Here is a 17,620-nt window from a genome sequence, read left to right on the forward strand (position 1 = left end):
TGCCTCGCAAACAGATACAAAAACGCCCGCGTTCATTGCGGGCGTTTTGTTAGATTCGAAGTTTACGATTCAAACTCTTCAATCATCTCTTGTGCTTCAGTCTTAGGCTTATCCGTTTGACCAAAACCACGCAGACCAACCACGTGTACGTGTTCGTGATCTTTAAACACCTTACGCACCAGTTTGTAGGTCGTACCTTTCTCTGGGCTGATGTTTTCAGGCGCCGCGATAAGAAGCTGCATATCCAGACGGTCACACAATTCGAACAATGTCGCGATCGATTTCGCATCCAGACGCGCTGCTTCATCCAAGAAAAGCAAACGACAAGGCACAATGTCTTTGCTGCGTAGACGACGAGACTCTTCTTCCCAGCTTTGAACAACCATCAGAAGGATTGACTGACCGGTACCGATCGCTTCACCTGTTGATAGCGCGCCAGACTCAGCCTGTAGCCAACCATCTGTACCACGGTTCACTTCTACACTTAGCTCTAGGTAGTTACGGTAATCCAGTAGCTCTTCACCCAGAACCTGAGGAGAACGTTGACCCATATCGATGTGTGGGTTCACGCGTTGGAACAGCTTCGCCATTGCTTCAGAGAAGGTAAAGCGAGTCGATTCAAACAGATCTTTATGCTGCTCTTGTTGTGTCGCTAGGCCGTTCAGTAGCACTTCGTGACTTTCGCGGATCTTCACGTTTAGACGTACGCCCTTCACCTGACCAAACGAAATGTTCGACAGGCCTTGGTTCAGCATACGAATACGGTTTTGCTCACGCTGAATCGTCTTCTTGATGATGCTCGCTACCGACTCAGAGCTGATCGCTAGGCGGTTTTCACGTTGCGTTAGCTCTTCTGTTAGACGCGCTAGCTCCACTTCCATCTCTTCGATCGCTTCAACTGGATCATCAGTACGGATGATATCCTGACGAATGCGCTCGCGAAGATGTTGGTAAACCGCGATGTAGAACAGAACTTTACGCTCTGGACGTGCATTGTCTTCTGATAGACGCAGCGCATCACGCAGGTCGTCATTGTTCGCAACAGCTAGACGCAGCGCACCCAATGATTTATCCGACATTGAACGCAGTTCATCCGCAGACATGTAAGCCAGTTCACGCTTGTGTAGACGACGCTCAACATCGTTCTCGCGCGCCAGACGAAGTACTGAACACCAGCCAGCTTTCGCAGCAACCACGAACGTACGCAGCTCAACGTATTCTTTCTGAACTTTCTTCAGACGTTTTGCCAAGCCTTTCATCTCTAGTTCAGTAGAGGTGATCGTGCGCTCGTATTCGCTCTTACGGCTGCGAGACGTGTGTAGACGCTCGTGCAATTCGTCACGACGACGCATTGCGCGCTCTTCTGCACCTTCGTCAGCGTTCACGCCAAACTCTTGAAGCTCTTGTTTGAACTCTTGAACCGTTTCCAGTTTCGCTTGGTGTGAACTCTTCAGAGAAGCCAATACTTGGTTGTATTGGTTCATTTGACCTTGCGATTGCTTCAACTCTTCACGAGAGCGAGTACGCATTTGTTCAGCTTGAACCAGTTTAGCTTTTAGCTGCTCACTCAGTTCGCTACTCTTGTTCAGTAGGTCTACTGAATCTGAGTAAGCGAAGTAGTGACGACGTTCAACGAGATCCGAGAGTGCAAAGATTTGCTTCTTAAGATCTTGTAGCCGCTCGTCTGCCGCTTTGTATTCTGCTTCTAGTGCATCGAATTGCTCTGGGTCAGCATCAAGCGCAGACGCAATATTCTCTAATTGCGTGACGGCTTTTGCATGGTTGTTTAAGAAGTTTTTTGCCTCTGCAAGCTGAGCGATTTTCTCTTCTAGCTCATCAAAACGCGCTTGCAATGACTCATCTTCAACAAGCACCATGTGTGACGCTAGCTTGTCCAGAGAAGACAACGCTTGCTTGCTGGTTTGAAGCTGAGAACGTTGTTGTTGCTCTTTCGCATCCAGATCCGCCAACACGCGAGCAATTTGGTTACGCTTATCACGAATAGTTGCCAGTGCTTGTTCTGGATCGGCGTCAAAAGCAACCTGAATGTGGTTAGACACAAATAGGTTAAACGCTTGGTACAAGCGCTGCATTTTCTGAGAATCAAACGCCGCTTTCGCGTGTTTCTCTACCACTTCTTCTCGTTCGTTACGCAGCAACTCTAGACGCTGCTCACGTGCCGCACGGCCAAACAATGGGATCTCAGGCAAGCGAGAGTAACGCATTTGGCGATCGTTCATACGAACGCAAACCGCGCCCTCTAACTCTTCTGCATCGAACGAGCTGTCATCAAAGGCATCGATGTCACCTTCAATGATGTACAAGTCTTCTGGACAGTCGTCTAGCTCTACCAGTTTTTCTTCGATGCCTGACAAGTCAGAAACAACGATAGCGTGACGAGCCGGACCGTACATCGCACTGAAGTAAGGCGCGTCATCAATCGTGATGTCATCGTAGATCTCAGACAGCAATACACCGCCCAGCGTATCTGCCAAACCTTTCAGGCGAGGGTCATTTGAACCACCAGGAGAAGCAAGACGCTCAATCTCAGCGTCTAGCTGGCTACGGCGCTCAGCAAGCTTATCTTTAGCTAAAGACAGCTCCCTTTCTTGTTCAAGGACAACTTGCATGTGGTTCATTACCGCATGGCGATCCTCAAGCTCTTCACCGCTCTGCTCTCTCAGTTTCTCTAGCGCATCGTTCGCCGCAATCCAAGCTGGTGCTATTGCTTCAAGCTTACTAATTTCTGCCACCGCGTTTTGCTCTAGACGGCGCTGTTCACCACGCTGATCACGAACTTCTTCTTGAGCTATCTCTAGTGATTCGATTTGCGTCGCATGACGTTCACGTTCTTGTTCAAACGTAACCTCATCGGTTAGTTCAACGTGATATTGCTTTTTGTATTCAGCAACCAGTTCACGTGCTTGACGCTGCTGGTTAAGGCTGCGTTCGAGATCACGGTGTTGTGCTCGCCATTGCTGTTCGTTTTGTGCGATTTGTTGTGACTCACGCGCTTTCGCAATTGCGGTTTTCGCATGTTCAGACGCGTCTTTGCGCTCAACTTGACCAACAATGCTTTGTACCAGTTTAAGCGCGGTTTCAAACTGCTCTGCCGCTGCAGAAGACATGTCCAGTTTGTGCTTAACCGATAGCAACGCATTGGTGCTTTCTGACTCTTTGTTCTTAAGCTCAGAGACAAGCGCTTGAGCCGATTCCGCCGTTAGGCTGTCATCGCCAAGTAGCTGCTTCGCTTTCTCCAGCGCTTGAACTGCTTGTTGATATTGAAGGGCGCGAGTTTGCTGAACGTCAAGAGCTTGCTGGTAATCAGCAAGTTGCGTCTTAAGGCTATCCACCTCTTCTTCTGCAACGGTAGCTTGCTCTTCAGCCATCATCACGCGTTCTTGCGCTTCTTCCACTACCATCATTTGTTCTTCAAGACGCTCGCTCAGCTCTTCAAGATCTTCTTGGTAGCGTTCGATCTTCTCTTGCTGACGCAGCGCGTTTTGCACCAGTTGCAAGTGATCAGAAGCCGCTTGGTAGTCTTGCTCTAAAGAAGATTCTGATTCGATCAGCAGTTCCAGCTCTTCTTGAACGCGATTAAGCAGATTGTTTTGCTCAATCAAGGTCTCGCGAGAACCAAATAACTCTGAACGCAAAGACAATGTCTGTTCTAGTTTTTTACGACGCTCGTTAGCATGGCGCATATAGTCCGCTGCCACGTAGTTGGTCGACTCTGTAATCAAGTGTTTGAACAAGTCACGATCTGCTTGCGTGGTTTTGATCGCTTCTAGCGTCATGCGGTTTTCACGCAGTGCCGATTCCATATCTTGGAACGCTTTTTTCACGCCGCCGTTTTGTGGCAAAAGGTAGTCACGTAGCGAGCGCGTAATCGCACTTGAGATACCACCGTAAAGCGATGCTTCGATCAGGCGGTAGAATTTAGAACGGTCACCAGAGTTACGCAGTTTCTTCGGAATCACACCGAATTCAAACATTTGTGCGTGGTAATCCACGATAGAAGAGAACGCTTTGAACTGAACGCCTTCAAATTCCGCGATCGATTCTTTTACTTCGTTGATTTGACGTACACGAGCTTGAGTCGCAGATACGCTTTCAACCAAAATATCCGTTGGTTTCACATGGCTTGGAAGACCTTGGATCACAAACGGTTTGATGTCTACTTTCTTATCACGACCCGCAACTTGCTGTAGTTTTACTGCAAACAATAGGCGTTGGTTACGTGAGTTCACCACGTCTAGCGCCGCATAACATGCGCCCGGCTGTAGCTTACCGTACAAACCTTTGTCGCGAGACGATTGGCTGCTGCCTGCTTCTGTCGTATTACGGAAGTGCAGTAGCGTTTGGTCAGGAATCAATGCGGTGATGAACGCCGCCATTGTGGTTGATTTACCTGCACCGTTACCACCTGATAGCGTGGTGACCAGACCATCGATGTCAAACGTACGGGCAAAGAAGCCGTTCCAGTTGACCATGGTCAGCGATTGGTATTTACCGCGTTCAATCATGCTCATGCTTCACCCTCTTCTGTTGTTTCTTCTTGGGCTTGGTCGTCTTGATCTTCTTCAGACAATAAGCTGCCTTGGCTTGGCTCTTTGGTGTGCACTACTGCTTCACCATCACGGATCAGACGCAGCTGCGCTTCACGCATGTCATCGCCAATACGTACATCGGCACCAAAGCGGAATACCGCTTCACTGATGCTGAATTTACCGGTTTCACCGATGTTGATGATCATGCCTAGGCGACGCAGACGACGAAGTGACGTACGTACTTTTTCAAACAGCTTTTCTTTATCGAGGTCAGAACCAGTCGCACGGTTCGTCACTAGCTTCATCAGCTTGTTTTCATCTGCTAGAGCAAGCAGTTCGTCGTACAGCTCTTGGTTAGTGAAGATGCCTTCGTGCGCAAGACGCTCTGGGCTTAGATAAAGGAAACACAGTACCTTACCCACCAGCATATCCAGTTCAGAAAGAACACTACGGCCAATCAGAGACGTTGAACGAGGACGAAGATAGAAGAAACCTTCTGGCGCTTTCACCAATTCGGTGTTGTAGCGTTGGTAGAAAGAAGAAAGCTCAAGTTCGAAATCCGACAGCAACGCGTGGTTGTCTAGATCTTCACTTGAGATATGACGCCCTGCTCGAAGCATGCTGTCTAGCGCTGGGAACAGAGGGTTAGAAATTGCTTTTGCCAGATTCTCTGACATGTATTCATTAGTATCGGTCGATGACATTCGCTTGTACCTTTGCCCCAAATTCGTTGATTGCTTTCCAGTCTGGTTGAATCGCTTGGTAATCCGATTCTGAATACCCTAGACGTACAGCTTGATCGACGATAATGCGAGCTAAATCAAAATGATGAGTGTAAGGGTGCTGTGCAAGGTAATCTCGCAGTACCACACTCAAATCGATTGGTGTGCCTTGATCTTTATGCGCTTTTAGCATGTCACCAATTCGTTCAGACAGCTCATCATTGACTTGTTGAAACTCTTCGTATTCTACTTCCATCGGAACTTGACCCGTTACCTCGTCATCACGCAGTACTAGGGCCTCATCACGAAGGTCAGAAAGCCTCTCCGCATCTGCATAAGTCAGATACCAAGGCGCATCGAAGTAATCTTTGACAGATTGACGCAGACGCGAGCTAAACGCACGGTTCTTATCCATATCGATTGCAGTACGAATAAACTTGTGCACGTGTCGGTCGTAACCAATCCAAAGGTCGATCGCTTGCTGGCCCCAGCTTGTGATTCGGTCCAGCTTCATTTGCAGACCAAACAAGGCTTCTTCGATAAACTCCAGCTCAGGGTCACCGTAAACAATTTCTTGAATATCGAGGATCTGAGTTTGCAGTTCATCACTGGCGGCTTGCAGCGTATCTTGAAGTTCACGCAACGTGCTTGATGTTTCTGACAGTAGCGCTTCACAGTTGTTGATCGCTTCGCGCCAGTCTTTGTTAAGCAGGTCAGCAATCTGTTGTTTCACTGACTGTTGCTGCTCATCCATAACACGTTGGTTGAGGTCAATTTGATCGAAGATTTCGCCTACAGAATATTTTAAAACACCGTATACGTTTTTCTTCCAGTGACCCGGTGTGCCACCTTTTTGTGCTGCCTCAATCGCTTTCGCCATTTCATCCGCTACCATGGATAGCTGGATAGATAGACGCAGTTTTGAGAACTCACGATGACGCACGTAGTAGTCGGTTATTCCTATCGCTAATGGCGACAAGCGGTAAATGCTCGCTCCGTCAGTAATTTCACTGACAAAACGGCTCATAAGACGCTGCTTAACCATCTCGTTGATCGCATTGTTCGCACGAAAAGCGGAGGCTTCGCCGGTCTCATCAAATAGTCGAGTGACGATGGCAAATGCATCATGCAGTTCACCTTCACCCAGTTCTTCATCGAACCTTTCATTACTCAGTACGGCAATGGCTATCAAAAATGCCAATCGCTCTGTGGTCAGGTTCAACGAGAAATCGTGCTGCTTAACCCAGCCAACCAGCTCATCGATTGGTTGCTCTGCAGCATTGAGAGTCATCTCACTCATTGTTATTCCTGTTTATCGTTCTTTTTAGCCCACACATGAATGTAGCGGCCTAATGAGAGGTATGGCTCTTGTCGACAAAGTTGTTTTTCTAGCGCCAACACATCTTCAAACTCGTAATCACCCATGTATTCCATATTGCCTATGTAATCACTAAATGAGCGAATACCAGATTTGCCACAAATATTAAAACCTGAATTTTCTATCCACTGGTAGACTTCTTCAGGTTTTAAGCCTTTTTGCGGCTGTAGTTTAAATCTTTTTCGGTGAGGCATGCCGTCTAATATATGAGGAATGTTGCCACAAACCACGTTTTTATAGACTAAACCGTGGTGGTTGTAGAACATGACTGATGCGATGCCTCCCGGTTTTACTTGTTCAAGAACTGTTTCAAGTGCGGCCTTAGGATCAACCAACCACTCCATCACAGCGTGGAACATAACCAGATCGACCTGTCCATCCATATGTTCACCGATGGATTGGACAGGCGAATGAATCAGGCGATACTGCTCAAGCAAACCGTTTTTTTCAATATCCTGCTTAGCCAACTGCAGCATTTCCGAAGATAGATCACATAAAGTGATTCGATGTCCGAGCTTAGCAAGCTTTTGCGACATTTGTGCCAAACCACCACCAGCGTCTAACACTTCTAGGGGTTGCTGGTCAGCATCTAATTCACTTAGAATCTGTAGAAAATCTTCCCACACAATGATTTGGCGGATCTCCCCTTTATCGGAGCCGTAAATATTTTTTGCAAATTTGTGGGCGATATCGTCGAAATTGCGGTCTTCTGTCACTTCTGCTGAGTTATCATAACGGATTGTGCCGCTATTCTGGCACAAGGAAAGCAGGAATAAAGAGGGATACCCTCATTTTTATTATCAATTGATGTTTTTTCGGACTATTTATGTATGTTTGAGCTGAAAAAAGTAGTGTCAGCCATGCTTATGCCCCTTCCGGCATTGCTGCTGATAGGCTTGTTGGGTCTTGCTCTCATTAGTTTTACTACAAAACGTAAAACTGGCTGCTTCGTTGTTCTATTCTCTTTTGTTGGCATTTTTCTTGTTGCCTTCCAACCTGTTTCAACCAAGCTTCTTATGCCGTTAGAGCGAGAGCATAAAGCCTTTTTGCCAGTTTCTGGCACCATCGACTACGTGATGGTTTTAGGGAATGGTCATGTTATCGATGACGAAATTCCACCCACCTCGCAGTTAAGCCGTGCAGCATTAATGCGCTTAACTGAGGGCATTCGTATTTTAAGAATGTATCCAGGCGCGAAATTAATCTTATCCGGCTATGCTGGCGGATCTGAAATTAGCCACGCGCGAATGATGGCGAACGTTGCCCTTGCGTTGGGAGTCGCGAAATCCGATATCATTTTATTAGAAGATGCGAAAGATACGTGGGAAGAGGCGCGTCAAGCGGCTGCATTCGTTCAACAAAAGGAGATTGTGTTAGTCACTTCTGCGAGTCACATGAGCCGTGCATTGTATGAGTTCAACGCAGCAGGCATTAAACCAATCCCAGCTCCGACCAACTTCTTAGCTATTAGCGAGATAAGTCAACCTTGGGATAAATACTCACCTAAAGCGCGTTACTTAGAACAAACAGAGCTTTATTGGCATGAGTACTTGGGCAGCATTTGGCAAAGATTGCGTGATACTGTCGGCCAAACACCAATGGCTGAAGCAAACTAGTATTATCTTGAAGCCACAAAAAAGGGAGAGCCGAAGCTCTCCTTTTTCTTTTTACGATTTAGTGATGTTCAAACTAGTCACCAGCAAACATATAGCCTTCGCCGTGTACCGTTACAAAAATCTGTGGGTTCTTAGGATCGAACTCCATTTTTGCGCGCATACGTCGAATAAGAACATCAATGGTGCGGTCATTCGGCGCATCAACTCGATGGCTGATCATGTTCAAAATACGCTCACGACTTAACACCTGGTTAGGGTAAGACGATAATGCCACCAAAAGTTCGTACTCTGCTTTAGTTAGTTTTACTGGCTCACCGTTGCGGCTAAGTGCGCGACGTTGAATGTCGAATGTCCACTCCCCAAAGCGCACAATGTGCTCTTCACTGGTTTCATTCGCTTTCGAGCTGCCACTGCGCGCTGCTGAAATACGCCACAGCAAGTTTTTAACGCGAACTAACAGCTCTCTCAGTTCAAAAGGTTTTGTCACATAATCGTCAGCACCCATTTCTAGGCCTACGATTTTATCAATGCTATCCGTGCGTCCTGTTACTAATATGATACCAATATCCGATTGGCTACGTAACTCACGAGTAAGCATCAGGCCGTCTTCACCAGGCAGGTTAATATCCAGCATGATCAGGTCTACATCGCCCGCTTGCAAAACTTCACGCATTTCTGCGCCACTCTCTGCTTCGCTGACTTGGTAGCCCTCATTTTGGAAATATCCCGCAAGCTTACTACGAGTTACAACATCATCTTCTACGACTAATACGTGATAGCTCATTTACACCACTTTTCTGTCTTCTTATTATCCAAAACGTATTCTATTCATAACTAGTAACATTTCTAGTCATAGATACATTAAAACGCAAGATTTAGCGTTTTTATTGATTCAAAACAAGCTTGCCCATTGCTATTAATAAACGGTCATTTTTGACCATAAAACATAACAATTATAGTTACTGCTATTCATTTTAATTGATTACACTTAGGGGATATCCCTAATTGACTTTGTGATGCATGACTTGAAGCATCATTCAGGAGCCCAAAATGCAAGAAGTGAAAGCTTTTAATGAAAAACGCGCTGAAATTTACTGGTGGTTTTCGAGCTTGTTCGCAAAAGAACTAACAGAGAAAGAATTGGAAGCCTATCACAGTGTTGAAATTCGCAGTTTTCTCGCAGGTTTAGGTGAAAATGAGTCGCTAAAACCAGCCGTTGATAGCCTAGTTGATGCGCTGAATCGGTTACAAGATCGTGAAGATGCACAACTAGAGCTTGCAGCTGACTTTTGTGAACTGTTTTTGAAGACAGAAAAATACGGCGCTCTTCCTTACGCATCCATGTACATTGGTGAATCAGGTTTACTGAATGACAAGCCAGCTGAGGAAATGGAAAAGTTGATGGCTGAATTTGGCGTTCAAGTAGACGAAAACCTAAAGGAACCTGCGGATCACTTAGCCGTTGAGCTCGACTTTCTCGGGAACATGATTATCCGCTCAAACGAGCTTGAACAAGAAAAACACATGGAAGAAGCCTTCGTTAAACAAAACGACTTTATCCAGCAACAATTGATGTCTTGGTTACCTCAGTTTTCAGACAAATGTAAACAATTCGACGAATTTGGATTTTACTCGAGTGTCGCGAAACTATTAGTTGCATTTTGTAAACTAGACAGCGCCTACCTTCTTGGTGAATAATTGCCGCCTATTTTTAGGGAGCCTGCCTATCGGGCTTCCTGTATGCCTGAAAGTGACCAATTGTAAGTAACTTGGGTATAATATTCGTTTGCCTTAACTTAGCGCAAAGACGCTTGGTTATTTAGCAGTCAAAATGTGACTTCAAATACACAAATCTCTTGCTGAAAACATTGCTAGTCAGTCCACATAGGGCTAAAATGTGAGCGCAAACGATTAAATATGATTTATATGTAAACCGCTGAAATATAGCGGTTTTTGTGTTTTCTTAACAGGTTGATGGCAATTTCTCATCAGATAGAAAAAAGATAAAATTCATCGACCGATGCTGCTACGCACCCTTTTGTCGCACTTGGATCAACCGCTGCCGAGACACTTAGCGCCAATTTTATATTGCTAGGTGTGAAACCATTAGAGCATCAGGTACATCCAATACGACATATTTCAGTAGCTCGATACAGGACACCATTTATGGCCACGATAAAAGACGTTGCTCGCTTAGCCGGCGTTTCCACTACGACAGTTTCGCACGTTATCAATAAAACGCGTTTCGTTGCAGAAGCAACGCAAGAAAAAGTAATGAAAGCCGTTGACGAGCTGAATTACGCGCCAAGTGCCGTTGCACGCAGCCTAAAATGCAACTCAACTCGTACGATTGGCATGTTAGTAACTCAATCAACTAACCTATTTTTCTCAGAAGTGATTGATGGCGTTGAGAGCTACTGTTACCGCCAAGGCTATACTCTGATTTTATGTAACACAGGCGGGATTTACGAAAAACAACGCGATTACATTCGTATGCTGGCTGAAAAGCGCGTTGATGGCATCCTAGTGATGTGTTCTGACTTAACCGAAGAACTAAAAGAGATGCTTGACCGTCATGCGGACATTCCTAAAGTGGTCATGGATTGGGGCCCAGAGAGCTCACAAGCAGACAAGATCATGGATAACTCAGAAGAAGGTGGCTACATTGCAACCAAACATCTGATTGACAATGGTCATACGGATATCGCTTGTCTAAGCGGTCATTTTGAAAAGCTTGCTTGCCAAGAGCGCATTGCAGGTTTCCGTCGCGCAATGAGTGAAGCGAACCTAGCTGTAAATGAAGACTGGATCCTTGAAGGTAACTTTGAATGTGATACGGCCGTATTAGTTGCAGATAAAATTACCGCAATGGACAAGCGCCCGACGGCGGTATTCTGTTTTAACGACACAATGGCTCTAGGCCTAATGAGCCGCTTGCAACAAAACGGGATCAAAATTCCTGAAGATATTTCAGTGATCGGCTACGACAACATCGAGCTTGCGGAATACTTCTCTCCACCGCTAACGACTATCCACCAACCTAAACGTCGTGTTGGTAAAAATGCATTCGAAATTCTACTTGAGCGTATCAAAGATAAAGAACACGAAAAACGAATTTTCGAAATGCAACCTGAGCTTGTAATTCGAAATACTGTGAAAAAAATGAACTAAATTTCACTGTATTTAACCGTGTTAAATAAGCGCTCTACAGGGGCGCTTATTTTTTTGGGAAAATTAAGCATTCTCTAATACTTCACACAGCTCTAATAACAATTGACTAACGTTAACTCCCTGTTTTATATAAATGTAATATATATTAAGAACTCCTTTTCAAAGGCCAATTTGCACCTTTCCATATGCAAAATAGAGCATTCAATCTATCATTTTTATTGAACCGAAATCACACTTTTAACGCTAAACCGTGATGTTAATTCAATATAAGAAGTATGCTCATTGTGTCACGCACAGGGCAAACCATTCGAAAGAGTGGGACGCAAAGCCTCCGGCCTGAACCATATTACGATATGGAAGGTAGCGGGGTTACCGATGGCAAGTGTGTAAGCAATGACTTTACTCTGTAATGACATTGTTTTTACGCATGTTTGCTATTCTCTCGGACCTGACTTTTGGTGGCGTAATATTAATTACACCGAGATAACAAAACATGGATAAACCGATACTCAAAGACTCTATGAAGCTATTTGAGGCACTTGGTAATATCAAGTCGCGCTCAATGTTTGGTGGCTTCGGACTATTCGCTGATGAAACAATGTTTGCACTAGTGGTAAACAATCAGCTTCATATCAGAGCAGACCAAAAAACTTCATCTGACTTCGAGAAACAAGGGCTAAAGCCTTACGTTTATAAAAAACGTGGCTTTCCAGTCGTTACAAAGTACTACGCTATTTCCAGCGATTTATGGGAATCAAGCGAACGCTTAATCGAAGTAGCGAATCAATCATTGAAAAAGGCAAAGCTTGAGAAAGAACAGCAAGCAAGTACAAAGCCTAACCGTTTGAAAGATTTGCCTAACTTACGACTGGCTACCGAGCGCATGCTAAAAAAAGCCGGCATCGAATCCGTAGAGAAGCTTGAAGAGGAAGGTGCGCTTAACGCCTATAAAGCGATAAGAGATACGCACTCTGCAACCGTCAACATTGAGTTGCTATGGGCACTAGAAGGTGCTATCAACGGCACTCATTGGAGTGTGGTACCTCAAGCTCGCCGAGATGAGTTGATGAACGGCCTCCAATAAAAGTCGGCCTAAAAACTATCTTGTAAAACCGCAGTCTAATCTGCGGTTTTTTTGTGAAATTTTTTCGGTTTTCCTACTGTCTTATTACATATATCCCAAATTGGAATCAAAATTATGAATAAGAAACTGATATTAGGTCTCATCCTACTAGCGGCTATCGTCTTTTTAGGTATTAACTTTGGCCAGTATTTAACCTTAGAGAATGCAAAAGCCCAACAAGAAGCACTAACTACATACATCGATCAGAATTTTGTATTCTCGGCTGCGATTTACTTTTTTACCTACATTGCAATTACCGCTTTTTCTATCCCAGGAGCGGCAGTAGTCACCTTACTTGGTGCAGCCTTATTTGGTTTTTGGACAAGCTTGCTACTGGTTTCTTTCGCTAGCACTATGGGGGCAACACTGGCCTTCTTGAGCAGCCGATACTTATTGCGTGACTGGGTACAAAACAAATTCGGAAATAAACTCAACGCAATTAATCAAGGTGTCGAAAAAGACGGAGCTTTTTATCTATTTTCCTTGCGTCTAATCCCTGTATTCCCTTTCTTTCTAATCAACTTACTGATGGGCTTAACACCGATGTCTGTAGGTCGATTTTATCTCACTAGCCAAATAGGTATGCTGCCAGGCACAGCCGTATATCTGAATGCAGGTACTCAATTAGCAACAATTGAAAGCCTATCGGGCATTGTTTCACCCGCAGTATTAGCGTCTTTTGCGCTATTGGGACTATTTCCAATCATCACTAAATGGGTTATGAATAAAGTAAGGCCGACACCAAGTCAGCAAAACTCGTAATTGGTGAAGTGGGTATTTTGATGAAAATATTTATCGCTAAAAACCCAGCAGAAGCACACATTGTATGTGAGCTGCTTAAAGTGGAACAAATTTACTGTGAAGTTCGCGGAGAAGGTATTTTCGGCTTAAAAGGAGAACTGCCGTTTGGTGATGATACCGATCCTTATGTGTGGCTTTTTGACACGGCACAAAAGATGAAAGCTGAAGAAATAGTAAAAGCATATCGAAAACAATCCGATAGGCATGAGTATCAAGATTGGCAATGCCCAAAATGTCATGAAATAAACGAAGGGCAATTTGGTGCATGTTGGCAATGTGGATATCAACTAGGAGAGCTATAGCGGCTCTCCTATTCAGCGGATGCACTCAGTTTTAAGCACATACTGCTTGCTGTTTAATAAACTCGATGGAGTGTTGATTGAAGTCTTCTGGACGCTCTACATTGCATACATGACCACAATTCGGGATTTCTCGTAGAATGCTGAGCTTATGTGCTGCAACCATTTCTTTGACAGGTTTAATAAACATGTAATCCCTGTCGCCCATTAAGTAAAGAGTCGGAATGGGTAACTCTCGATCTTTAAAATATTTCATTAACGGATTTACATCAGCGGCAAGAATAAACCAACGTTTAAATTCTTTTTGGCAAAGCTTCTTGGCTTCGCGAATAAAAAGGTGGCGAGATTCTCGTTGGCTTCTTTGAGGCATAACAATATAAGCGAACAGTTTGTAGAGCCACATGTACGGTAGGATATGCTTACAAAAATTACCTAATTTCACCAATATCTGAGAACGAGTGTTAAGCCTTGTGACAGCACCGCCGAGCACCATCGAACGTACGCGCTCTGATGACAATTCAGCAAGGTTTCGAACAATAATAGTACCAAGCGACATACCGACAAAATGAGCGGATTGGATCTTTAAATGGTCCAATACTTTCAAAATATCTTGGGTAACTTCCGTAAAGGTATAACGGCTAGCAATGAGCTCTTTAAGTAACTGATTTGACTTTCCATGGCCTCTTAAATCGATCAGCAATAAGTTAAAGTGTTGCTTGTAAGCTTTAATTTGCTTGAACCAGATAGAAGAGCTACCACCAGCACCGTGCACAAATACAACCCACTCATTACTAGTAGGGTGCAAATAGGTTTTATGAAAAAGTAGCGGCTGGGTCATATTGAGTATCAAAAAGATCGTGCTATTGAGTAAAAAGCCATCCTACCACACTCCCCTTACTCAAGATAATAAAGGCACCTCATTCGGTGCCTTTCGTTACAATTTTAAGTCAAACTAACGCTGAGTGGTAAAGCTGCAAATAAGATTCTGCGGCCTTTTGCCAACAAAAGTCTTGTTGCATCGCGTGCAACTGTACTTTATTCACTTCAGGCTCGTTTTGAGCGTAGAGCAACAGTGCCCTTAGCATCGTTAACAACAATGCCTGCGGTGTCGGTTCGAAAAAAACAAACCCCGTTGCTTCAGATGGGTTTACATCATAATCGCTAACGCTGTCCTTTAAGCCACCAACACCGCGTACTATCGGTAATGTCCCATAAGCCATACTATAGATTTGGTTTAAGCCACATGGTTCAAACTCAGAAGGCATCAAGAAGAAATCAGAACCAGCTTCAACGATATGCGCAAGTTCATTGTCATACGCTTCTACAAAGGCAAATTTGCTAGAAAACTGCGCGGCAACCTCTCGTAACTGAGCGGCAAGAACAGGGTCTCCGGTCCCAACGACAACTAGCTGAACATCGTGCTTCAAAAAGTCGGCCAAAGCAGGCAACAAGTAATGAACGCCTTTCTGCTGGGTCAACCGACAAACCATACCGAACATAGCTACATTTTTTTCGGGCAAATTTAGTCGTTGTTGTAATGCTTTTTTACAAGCTTTCTTCCCTTGCGACATACTTTGCTGGTCGGCGCAGTAATTAACCGGCAAGTAGGTATCCGTTTCCGGATTCCAAGCGCTGTAATCACAACCATTCAAGATGCCGACTAAGTCCTGCGCACGTTGCTGAAACTCCCAAGCCATGCCGTGACTGCCAAGCTCTGTTTTTAGTTCCTCTGCGTACGTAGGGCTAACCGCGTTTATCTTATCTGCATTCATTACACCAGCTTTAAGCATCGTAATATGCGTTGCACTCACCGCAGCATCGGGAACGTTTCTACAATGAAACTCTGGCAAACACTGCACATCTTCATAACTAAATACGCCTTTAAAGACCGCATTGTGAATTGAAATGACGCTTTTAGTATGAGCAAAAAACGGATCATTGCCATACCTGTGCTTGAGCAAAAATGGAACAAGACCTGTGTGCCAATCGTTCGCGTGTATGATATTAGGTTGAAAGGCGAGCTTGGGTAACATATCGAGACATGCTGCACTAAAAAACGCAAAGCGCTCGCCGTTATCAGTATACGCTTGGTTGTTCTCCGCATACATTGATGGTCGATTGAAATACGGCGGACAATCAATCAGGTAAACAGGATTTTGACCTAACATGAGCCGCAAAACTCGATACTCCGTATGCGGCCATGATGTTAATTCTGTTTCTAATACAACTTCTGCGTCTGCGAGTTTATCAATACTGCTGTACGCAGGGATGGTAATTCTTACGTCTTGCTGTAGGTTTTGAAGGGCTTCCGGTAGTGCCTTGGCAACATCTGCCAAGCCACCACTTTTAATGAGGCCTTCAACCTCAGAAGCTACAAACAGAATAGATAAGTTGTTAGTAGCCAACTCGAGCTCCTTTCGGAATAACAACAATGCCCTCCTCAGACACGTGGAAGTGTTTTTTATCTTCTTGAAGATTCACACCAATCTGAGTACCAGGAGCAATATCGGCATCCTTGTCGACAATCACACGACGTAAAACACAGCCTTCGCCAATTTTTACGTCACCAAGAAGTATACATTCGCTGATATCGCAAGCAGAAGCAATATTACTGCGAAAACCAAGCACCGACTTTTCGATTCTTGAGCCTCTAACATAGCTGCCATTACACACTAAACTATCTATTATCTGCACACGACCATTATCAGAGTCGGTAAATGTCGCAGGTGGCAATGGTGGGTAGTAGGTGTGCAATGGCCATTTACGGTTGTACAGCGAAAATGGAGCTTCTTTTTCTAGCAGATCCATATGCGCTTGCCAGTACGCATCAATAGTTCCGACATCACGCCAGTACACCTCTTCTTTTTCGCCACTGATTTTGTTGGTACTGAAGTCATACACGAACACATCACCTCTAGGGAACATCTTTGGAATGATGTCCTTTCCAAAATCATGTGATGAAGCTTCATTATCCGCATCTTCGACCAACTCTGAGAACAGTACCTGAGCTTCAAAAACATAGTTACCCATTGAAACTAAAGCGTAATCAGGGTCACCAGGAATCGACTTCGGATTTGCTGGTTTTTCTTCAAAGCCAATCATACGACCTTCACTATCGACTTCGATAACCCCAAATTGCGACGCCTCTTTTAGTGGCATGCGCAATGCAGATACCGTCAGAGAAGCCTTCTTTTCTGAGTGGAAGTTCAGCATTTGTTTGATATCCATCTTATAGATATGGTCAGAGCCAAAAATACAAACTTGCTCTGGTTCCTCTAATTCCATAAAACGCAGGTTTTGATAGATCGCGTCCGCCGTCCCTTCGTACCAACGTTTACCAGTACGCATTTGAGCGGGAATAGGATCGATAAAGCGGTCTGTAATGCCGTTGATGTTCCACCCCTTTTTTAAGTGATGGAATAAAGATTGAGATTTAAATTGGGTTAGGACGTAAATGCGCATCAGATCCGCATTAACAAAATTGTTTAGAGCAAAATCGATCAATCGATAACTACCACCAAACGGTACCGAAGGTTTACTGCGAGATTCCGTTAAAGGTCTCAAACGAGAGCCTTCACCGCCAGCAAGAATCATTCCCAAAACACCAGCCATTTGTTGTTCTCCATATCGTTATAGCTTGGATTTGGTACTCGCTTGAATGAGTCATACTCGGGGAGTCAAGCGAATACATTTAGCAACCGTCTCTGAGTTTCTGTGAACTCTTACAACACGGATAAAAAAGCTACGGCACTTCCAGTATGCAACGTCCACTCTTTCCTTATTTTTTGACGCAAACAATGCACACAGTTGCACTAATTTTTGTAATAAATTATCTAAGCGGGTTCTAAATTACAATTTTTAATACGCCATTCTGTGTACCATACAGCTCTTGCGTACTCAAGACGATATCTAGATCACACATGGAAAAGCAAACGATTACATTGTGAAAACAATTTACGA

The 17,620-nt window shown here is 44.5% G+C and carries 14 protein-coding genes and 1 riboswitch; of the genes, 6 read left to right on the forward strand and 8 right to left on the reverse strand.

Going from position 1 to position 17,620, the window contains the following annotated elements; genetic code table 11:
• Positions 1-62 precede the first annotated feature (62 nt).
• From mukB to cmoM, 4 genes are read right to left on the reverse strand one after another with little or no spacing between them, the layout of a single operon-like run.
• A complete protein-coding gene (gene mukB / locus J4N43_RS10435) occupies positions 63-4,526 on the reverse strand; it encodes a chromosome partition protein MukB (RefSeq protein WP_044129446.1) in 4,464 nt (1,487 codons plus the stop codon).
• 2 nt (positions 4,527-4,528) lie between these two features.
• On the reverse strand, positions 4,529-5,254 hold the full coding sequence (gene mukE, locus J4N43_RS10440; protein ID WP_005378379.1) for a chromosome partition protein MukE: 726 nt from the start codon (positions 5,252-5,254) through the stop codon (positions 4,529-4,531).
• Complete coding sequence (mukF, locus tag J4N43_RS10445) at positions 5,235-6,572, reverse strand: chromosome partition protein MukF (protein ID WP_017634722.1); 1,338 nt, start codon at positions 6,570-6,572, stop codon at positions 5,235-5,237. Before mukF ends, mukE begins: the two co-directional genes overlap by 20 nt.
• A 2-nt stretch (positions 6,573-6,574) precedes the next feature.
• Entirely contained in the window at positions 6,575-7,366 is a 792-nt protein-coding gene (cmoM, locus tag J4N43_RS10450; RefSeq protein WP_053349533.1) for a tRNA uridine 5-oxyacetic acid(34) methyltransferase CmoM, read from the reverse strand.
• Between the two features lie 114 nt (positions 7,367-7,480).
• Between cmoM and elyC the strand changes: the two genes are divergently transcribed.
• Positions 7,481-8,266, forward strand: a complete 786-nt coding sequence (gene elyC, locus J4N43_RS10455) for an envelope biogenesis factor ElyC (RefSeq protein WP_053349441.1) — start codon at positions 7,481-7,483, stop codon at positions 8,264-8,266.
• Positions 8,267-8,339: 73 nt separating this feature from the next.
• Here elyC and torR read toward each other — a convergent pair whose 3' ends face one another.
• A complete protein-coding gene (torR, locus tag J4N43_RS10460; RefSeq protein WP_005378370.1) occupies positions 8,340-9,050 on the reverse strand; it encodes a two-component system response regulator TorR in 711 nt (236 codons plus the stop codon).
• A gap of 266 nt (positions 9,051-9,316) precedes the next feature.
• Here torR and torD point away from each other — a divergent pair, with 266 nt between their 5' ends.
• The 5 genes from torD (at position 9,317) to J4N43_RS10485 (ending at position 13,663) form a co-directional block, all read left to right on the forward strand.
• Positions 9,317-9,964, forward strand: a complete 648-nt coding sequence (gene torD, locus J4N43_RS10465; protein WP_017820035.1) for a molecular chaperone TorD — start codon at positions 9,317-9,319, stop codon at positions 9,962-9,964.
• Positions 9,965-10,432: 468 nt separating this feature from the next.
• Entirely contained in the window at positions 10,433-11,437 is a 1,005-nt protein-coding gene (gene purR / locus J4N43_RS10470; RefSeq protein ID WP_005378368.1) for an HTH-type transcriptional repressor PurR, read from the forward strand.
• A 287-nt stretch (positions 11,438-11,724) separates the two neighbouring features.
• Positions 11,725-11,814, forward strand: a riboswitch (cyclic di-GMP riboswitch).
• Between the two features lie 116 nt (positions 11,815-11,930).
• Positions 11,931-12,521 (forward strand): TfoX/Sxy family DNA transformation protein, encoded by a 591-nt coding sequence (locus J4N43_RS10475; RefSeq protein ID WP_005378367.1) that lies wholly within the window; start codon positions 11,931-11,933, stop codon positions 12,519-12,521.
• 114 nt (positions 12,522-12,635) lie between these two features.
• The gene (locus J4N43_RS10480) at positions 12,636-13,322 is read left to right on the forward strand and encodes a TVP38/TMEM64 family protein (protein WP_005378366.1); all 687 of its coding nucleotides are present in this window, start codon (positions 12,636-12,638) and stop codon (positions 13,320-13,322) included.
• 20 nt (positions 13,323-13,342) lie between these two features.
• The gene (locus J4N43_RS10485; protein ID WP_017820033.1) at positions 13,343-13,663 is read left to right on the forward strand and encodes a DUF2007 domain-containing protein; all 321 of its coding nucleotides are present in this window, start codon (positions 13,343-13,345) and stop codon (positions 13,661-13,663) included.
• Positions 13,664-13,694: 31 nt separating this feature from the next.
• Here the strand turns inward: J4N43_RS10485 and J4N43_RS10490 are convergent, their stop codons facing one another.
• The 3 genes from J4N43_RS10490 to glgC form a co-directional block, all read right to left on the reverse strand.
• On the reverse strand, positions 13,695-14,498 hold the full coding sequence (locus tag J4N43_RS10490) for an alpha/beta fold hydrolase (protein ID WP_017820032.1): 804 nt from the start codon (positions 14,496-14,498) through the stop codon (positions 13,695-13,697).
• 109 nt (positions 14,499-14,607) lie between these two features.
• Positions 14,608-16,065: a glycogen synthase GlgA gene (gene glgA, locus J4N43_RS10495; RefSeq protein ID WP_017820031.1), complete on the reverse strand. Its 1,458-nt coding sequence runs from the start codon at positions 16,063-16,065 to the stop codon at positions 14,608-14,610.
• The gene (gene glgC / locus J4N43_RS10500; protein ID WP_252094111.1) at positions 16,055-17,272 is read right to left on the reverse strand and encodes a glucose-1-phosphate adenylyltransferase; all 1,218 of its coding nucleotides are present in this window, start codon (positions 17,270-17,272) and stop codon (positions 16,055-16,057) included. Before glgC ends, glgA begins: the two co-directional genes overlap by 11 nt.
• Positions 17,273-17,620: the final 348 nt, after the last annotated feature.

This window comes from Vibrio sp. SCSIO 43009 (assembly GCF_023716525.1).
Lineage (GTDB): Bacteria > Pseudomonadota > Gammaproteobacteria > Enterobacterales > Vibrionaceae > Vibrio > Vibrio alginolyticus.

Bases quoted from the DNA above. Each gene is read 5' to 3' on its own strand.
- mukB (WP_044129446.1), bottom strand. From the start codon at position 4,526: ATGATTGAACGCGGTAAATACCAATCGCTGACCATGGTCAACTGGAAC.
- mukE (WP_005378379.1), bottom strand. From the start codon at position 5,254: ATGTCATCGACCGATACTAATGAATACATGTCAGAGAATCTGGCAAAA.
- mukF (WP_017634722.1), bottom strand. From the start codon at position 6,572: ATGAGTGAGATGACTCTCAATGCTGCAGAGCAACCAATCGATGAGCTG.
- elyC (WP_053349441.1), top strand. From the start codon at position 7,481: ATGTTTGAGCTGAAAAAAGTAGTGTCAGCCATGCTTATGCCCCTTCCG.
- torR (WP_005378370.1), bottom strand. From the start codon at position 9,050: ATGAGCTATCACGTATTAGTCGTAGAAGATGATGTTGTAACTCGTAGT.
- torD (WP_017820035.1), top strand. From the start codon at position 9,317: ATGCAAGAAGTGAAAGCTTTTAATGAAAAACGCGCTGAAATTTACTGG.
- purR (WP_005378368.1), top strand. From the start codon at position 10,433: ATGGCCACGATAAAAGACGTTGCTCGCTTAGCCGGCGTTTCCACTACG.
- J4N43_RS10475 (WP_005378367.1), top strand. From the start codon at position 11,931: ATGGATAAACCGATACTCAAAGACTCTATGAAGCTATTTGAGGCACTT.
- J4N43_RS10480 (WP_005378366.1), top strand. From the start codon at position 12,636: ATGAATAAGAAACTGATATTAGGTCTCATCCTACTAGCGGCTATCGTC.
- J4N43_RS10485 (WP_017820033.1), top strand. From the start codon at position 13,343: ATGAAAATATTTATCGCTAAAAACCCAGCAGAAGCACACATTGTATGT.
- J4N43_RS10490 (WP_017820032.1), bottom strand. From the start codon at position 14,498: ATGACCCAGCCGCTACTTTTTCATAAAACCTATTTGCACCCTACTAGT.
- glgC (WP_252094111.1), bottom strand. From the start codon at position 17,272: ATGGCTGGTGTTTTGGGAATGATTCTTGCTGGCGGTGAAGGCTCTCGT.